Here is a 5618-nt window from a genome sequence, read left to right on the forward strand (position 1 = left end):
CTTAATAACGCCACGTCGATCACTCCTGAGTGCTCCTGCATCAATGGGTGCAGGATGAGTTGAACGTGGGTCAAAATTCGATGCAAATTATGGGGTCAGGTGGGTCAATTTTGGGTGCAAATCAACAGCGTTGCATACGTGACCCCCCATGCGTTATATTTGAACGATTATTCGCTTGGGCGCGGGCCAGCTATAAATGTTTGTGGTCTGTTTTATGGGTGATCTGCGACTTCTGTGACTATAGATTTTTGAGCATAACCCAAAGATAAACGGTTTATGAATATTGGAAGAAGAGGATTTCTCTGGGCGCTGCTGTCGGTTGGCCTTTCTGCTTGTGCACCACCCGTTCCCTATAGAGTTTCTTCCGGTGGTATCGTAAGCCTGGATTGGGCATTGGCTGAAACGCTGATTGTGCTTGGGCATCCACCGGTTGGGGTGGTTGCCGCATCGGATTGGGATCGGTTTGTTATTGAGCCGCGATTGCCCTCAACCGTAGCGGATCTGGGCCTGCAGCAGGAACTGAATTTTGAATTGATTGCCGGTTTGCAGCCAGACCTTATTTTGATTTCGCCCTTTCTGGAACACCTTCAACCCCAGTTAACCCGAATTGCACAAACCTGGAATCTATCCGTCTACAGTGCAGGCGCCACCCCGCTGTCAAACCGCATGGATATTGCCAAAGAGCTCGCATTGTTCGTGGGTGAGAATTCCCAGGGGATGGCGTATCTGCTGGAATTCAGTCAATTCCTGGAGACTCAGAGGAAAAAAATAGCCGGGTTGAATAAACGCCCCATTGTGATTGTGAGCTTTGTGGATAATCGCCATGTGCGAATATACGGGGGCTCCAGTCTTTATGCAGAGGTGCTTGACTGTTTGGGTATAACCAATGGCTGGGATAAACCGGTGGGGTATTTTGGTTTCTCGACCATTGGTATCGAAAAGTTATCAACCCTGGGAGATGTTGAGTTTATAGCGGTTGAGCCTGTTCCGCAGGGCATTTCAAATGCGCTCGAGTCAAGTCCTATTTGGCAGAACCTGCCGTTTATCAAAACCAATCATTGGGGCATGTTGGAACCCGTGTTTATGTATGGGGGGGTACCCTCCGCGAACAGAATGGTGCGGCTGTTGTCCTCCTACCTTGAGTCTAAATGGGCATGAAGCTGAGTGGTTTTCAGCTAAGTCCCCAATTGCTGTTTTATTTTACGCTGCCCTGGGTGCTTGGGTTAGCGCTAGTTCTGCTAGCTGAACCGGTAACGGCACTCTTCAGTACTCAAAATGAAGGCTACAACGTACAACGAACGGTACTTTTGTATGCCACATTGCCCCGCGTCGTCATGGCGTTGTTGTGCGGCGCCGGGTTGGCGGTATCAGGCGCCATTCTGCAACAGGTTTTGCGCAATCCGATTGCCTCACCCGATACCCTGGGTGTCAGTGCTGGAGCGCGGTTGGCGCTGGTGATTGTCAGTGTGTTTTTTCCTTCAGTACTCGGTATTGGCAGAGATGTTGTGGCGCTGCTGGGTGCAGCCTTTGCCACCACGCTGGTATTGTTGATTGCCCGTCAGCGGCAATTTTCTCCACTGTCTCTCATATTGGCCGGCCTGGTGGTCAGTCTGTATTGTGGTGCGTTGAGCACGGTCATGGTGTTGTTGAAGGATCGTTATCTCGTCAGTTTGTTTATTTGGGGCAGCGGCTCGTTAAGCCAGCAAAGTTGGGAACCGGCTATTGGTTTGGGTTGGCGTATTTTGCTGTTGATGATACCTGTCATTTTACTGGTTCGTCCCTTGTCTCTTATGGAATTAGGCGACGATGTTGCGAAGAGCTTGGGGGTATCCCTGTCCCGAATTCGGGTATTGGCGATCGGGTTGGCGGTATTGCTCGCCGCGTATGTTACCAGTTCCGTAGGGTATATAGGCTTTATCGGTTTCGCTGGCCCTATAATTGCGAAACTGTCCGGTGTGAGGAAATTTTCACAATGTGTCATCTGGTCAGGAATCTTTGGGGCTTTACTTTTATTGGTGGTCGATCTGGCGGTTCAGATTCTGGCTGGTGATAGTGCAATGTTTCTTCCAACCGGTGCTGTAACAGCCGTACTGGGCTCACCCTTATTGCTTCTGTTATTGCCCCGATTGAAATCTATGGTTCCGCCCAATCTGCAAACAGGGGTTAACACTCACCCCTTCGCTCCCCTCAATTGGACGAAACTCAAGGGCTTTTTCGCTATCACCTTAGGTATTTCCCTGGTGATTTCGCTGTTTCTAATTGGGCGGGGTCCGGATGGCAGTTGGTCCCTGCTTGGGCCGGATGCGTGGCATTCAATATCTCCCTGGCGGGTACCGCGGTTCGTTTGTGCCGCGGGCGCTGGCGGTTTACTCGCTATTGGCGGCTACGTGCTACAGCGTGTTACAGGTAACCCCATGGCCAGCCCGGAAATAATGGGGGTCAGTGCCGGGGCTATTCTGGCGGCGGCCATTATATTGTTTTTATTCCCAGCCACTTCGTCTATTGGTGTTACTGCCGCTTCGGTCGTGGGAGCGTTCGTTGCTATTGTTATTCTATTGACCCTTTCCATGCGCGCTCCATCGGCACCGGAACGTATTCTTCTGGTGGGAATTGCACTCACGGCTTTAGTGGATGCCTTAGTGGGTGTCTTGATGGCCACGGGTGAACCGAGCTCGGTCATGCTACTGGCATGGTTAAGCGGGTCCACTAATGGAGCTGATCCTGGCGTCGCCTTAGTCGCAATCGGGTCACTCCTGTTGCTGCTGTTTCTCGCCTTGTTGAGTACGCGCTGGTTGACGATATTACCCTTGGGCAGGGTGATCTCAAGCAGTATCGGTGTGCCGGTTTCCACAGCCCAGTTAGTGTTGTTTTTGTTGGTTGCAGTTATCACCGCGATAGCGACACCCATCATCGGCCCACTGACTTTCGTGGGGCTGATCGCACCACATCTTGTGAACAGCCTGGGCATACGCAAACCCAAATCGGGGTTGTTGCTCAGCGCGTTAACGGGCGCGATAGCCATGATGTGTGCTGATACACTGGCGCGAACCATTGCCTTTCCGCTGCAGCTTTCCACGGGAATAGTGGCCAGTTTGGTTGCCGGACCCGTGCTTATGTTAATGTTGGCTCGAAGTAACCGCCAGTCAGCCAATGCAATGGGGGGCGATTAGGTGAAAGAGGCTGATAAAACAATAAAGGCGCAGGCGCCGATTGTGACCCTGTCTGGGGGCAAGGTTACAATCAATCAGGCAACGCTCATCAGTAGTGTAAACCTGACGTTAACCGCGTCCAGTGTTACTGGCGTGATTGGCCTGAATGGCTCGGGCAAATCAACCCTGGTGAAAGTGCTTGCGCGGCAGTTACCCTTGTCCGCCGGCACGCTGCACCTTGGCGATGAAGCCTATGACAAATACAATGATCGGGCATTCAGTCGTAGAGTGGCTTATCTGCCACAGTACACGCCATCGGCACCGGGTATGACCGTCAGGGAGCTGGTATCCTTAGGTCGGTTTCCCTGGCACGGCGCGCTGGGGCGCTTCACCGAGCAGGATAATACCGCTGTGGAAAGGGCCCTGGAGCAAACGGATACCCTGCCATTTGCTCATCGGTATATCGACCTTCTATCAGGGGGCGAACGACAACGCTGTTGGTTGGCAATGTTGTTGGCCCAGGAAGCAGAAGTGATGCTTTTGGATGAACCTCTGTCTGCGTTGGATGCGCGATTTCAATCTCAGATTATGGCTCTAATCCGGGATATTGCTGTGTCGCGTAACATGGCGGTCTTGGTGGTGTTGCATGATGTGAATCTGGCAAGTCGCTACTGCCATAAAATTGTCGCGATGAAATCGGGTCGGCTTATCTGGGAGGGCGATTCGTTTCAAGTTATGGATTCAGCGGTGCTAGAGCCGATTTTCGATACCCCGATGACGGTGCTGACTTCGCCTGAAAGTGGGGCTAAATATGCTTTTTCAAATCCAGAAAAAAGAGATTTTTTATAACGCTTTAATATTTTAAATTCAGGCCAAGGGGAAGATCTGTGCAGGATAGTTTTGAATCTGTGATCGATATTTTTGCGGCTGTTATAGCAAAATATCCTGACTCCATCGCCGTATCTCTGGATGAAAAATATTACAGTTACCAAGCACTGGATCTGCTCTCAACCCGAATTGCCATGCAGTTGGGCGCCTGTGGAATCGGTATGGAAAGCCGGGTTGGTGTGCTGGGTTTTCGTAAACCAGAGACCCTGGTGACCATTCTCGGGATATTGAAAGCGGGGGCCGCGTACGTGGTCATTGATCCGCTGTCTCCTCCCCAACGCCGCTGCTTTATCATTCACGATGCGCGCCTGGCCTGCGTGGTAATGGAACACGAATGCACAGAAACCCTGTCTCAACTGGCCGACAGTGTGCCAGTCTATTTTTACCACCATCTAATTGAAGAACATTCATCTGCGACCGCCCCCAGCCAGGTTGTCAGAGTTCAACCCCGGTCTGCTGCCTATGTAATCTATACATCAGGAACCACAGGTACCCCAAAAGGGCTGGTGGTTGAACACGCACAGCTGTCTGGCTTATTTAAATCCACCGCAGAAATATTTGATTTTGGTCCCAACGACCGTTGGACTTTATTTCACTCCCTGGCCTTTGACTTTTCAGTTTGGGAAATGTGGGGAGCGCTGTTAAATGGCGGGCAGTTGGTAATGGTGTCCGCGGATACAGCGCGTTCGTCAGAGGCAACCAGGGCTTTACTGGCAGCAGAACAAATCACAGTTTTCAACGCCACTCCCAGTGTCTTTTATGGTCTCACGCAGGCAGATAGCCAGGCGGTGTTGAATGGAGCCCCTTGCCTGGAGTCACTGCGACTGGTTGTTTTCGGTGGCGAGGCGCTTTTCCCTCAGCGTCTGGCCGCGTGGCGCGAACAATGCGCTGCAGCCAATCTGCGAATGGTGAATATGTACGGAATTACGGAAACCACCGTCCATGTTACCTGGTTTGATCTTCCGTTCGAACGATTACAAGAAATGGATCGCAGCACCATTGGCAAGCCCCTCAAAAACAGTCGTACTTGGATACTCGATGACAGGCTACAGCCCTGCCCAGTGGGTACGGTGGGTGAACTCTATGTGAGTGGCGCAGGCCTGAGCCGCGGTTATCTTAACCAATCCGGATTAACGGCAGCGCGCTTCATTGCCAATCCTTTGGGCACAGCCGGAGACCGCTTGTATCGCTCTGGCGATTTGGCGTCAATTGATGCGAGCGGAGTGTTGCAATATCACGGCAGGGCCGACGAGCAAATTAAACTACGGGGTTACAGGATCGAACCCGGCGAAATAGAAGCTGCTTTGGTCGGTCATGACAGTCTTGCCAGTGCCTGTGTGATTGTGTATCGGACTGAAGCTGCTCCGTTCGATGGCCAGTTGATTGCCTTTGTTACCCGCACCGACGCTGACCACACCGGGACAATAATACCAACCCCACAGAACTACCGAACTTGGTGCGAGGCACGGTTACCGGATTACATGGTGCCGTCGGCGTTTGTGTTGCTGGAGGGTTTGCCGTTAACGGAGAACGGCAAAGTGGATCGTCGGGCCTTGCACAGCCGGCTGGAATCGGAAGCGG

At 52.0% G+C, this 5618-nt stretch carries 4 protein-coding genes; all 4 read left to right on the top strand.

What is annotated here, in order from left to right; translation table 11 throughout:
• Window positions 1–276: 276 nt before the first annotated feature.
• On the top strand, window positions 277–1158 hold the full coding sequence (locus D9N13_RS00045; RefSeq protein WP_290584463.1) for an ABC transporter substrate-binding protein: 882 nt from the start codon (window positions 277–279) through the stop codon (window positions 1156–1158).
• On the top strand, window positions 1149–3170 hold the full coding sequence (fhuB, locus tag D9N13_RS00050) for a Fe(3+)-hydroxamate ABC transporter permease FhuB (protein WP_290584464.1): 2022 nt from the start codon (window positions 1149–1151) through the stop codon (window positions 3168–3170). Before D9N13_RS00045 ends, fhuB begins: the two co-directional genes overlap by 10 nt.
• Complete coding sequence (locus D9N13_RS00055; RefSeq protein ID WP_290584465.1) at window positions 3171–3998, top strand: ABC transporter ATP-binding protein; 828 nt, start codon at window positions 3171–3173, stop codon at window positions 3996–3998.
• A 38-nt stretch (window positions 3999–4036) separates the two neighbouring features.
• Window positions 4037–5618, top strand: a 1582-nt coding sequence (locus D9N13_RS00060; RefSeq protein ID WP_290584466.1) for an amino acid adenylation domain-containing protein, incomplete at its 3' end; no start/stop codon positions are given.

The sequence above is a fragment of the Ketobacter sp. GenoA1 genome (assembly GCF_003671475.1).
Taxonomy (GTDB): domain Bacteria; phylum Pseudomonadota; class Gammaproteobacteria; order Pseudomonadales; family Ketobacteraceae; genus Ketobacter.

Excerpts from the sequence above, each read along its gene's own strand:
- D9N13_RS00045 (WP_290584463.1), top strand. The coding sequence starts at position 277 with ATGAATATTGGAAGAAGAGGATTTCTCTGGGCGCTGCTGTCGGTTGGC.
- fhuB (WP_290584464.1), top strand. The coding sequence starts at position 1,149 with ATGGGCATGAAGCTGAGTGGTTTTCAGCTAAGTCCCCAATTGCTGTTT.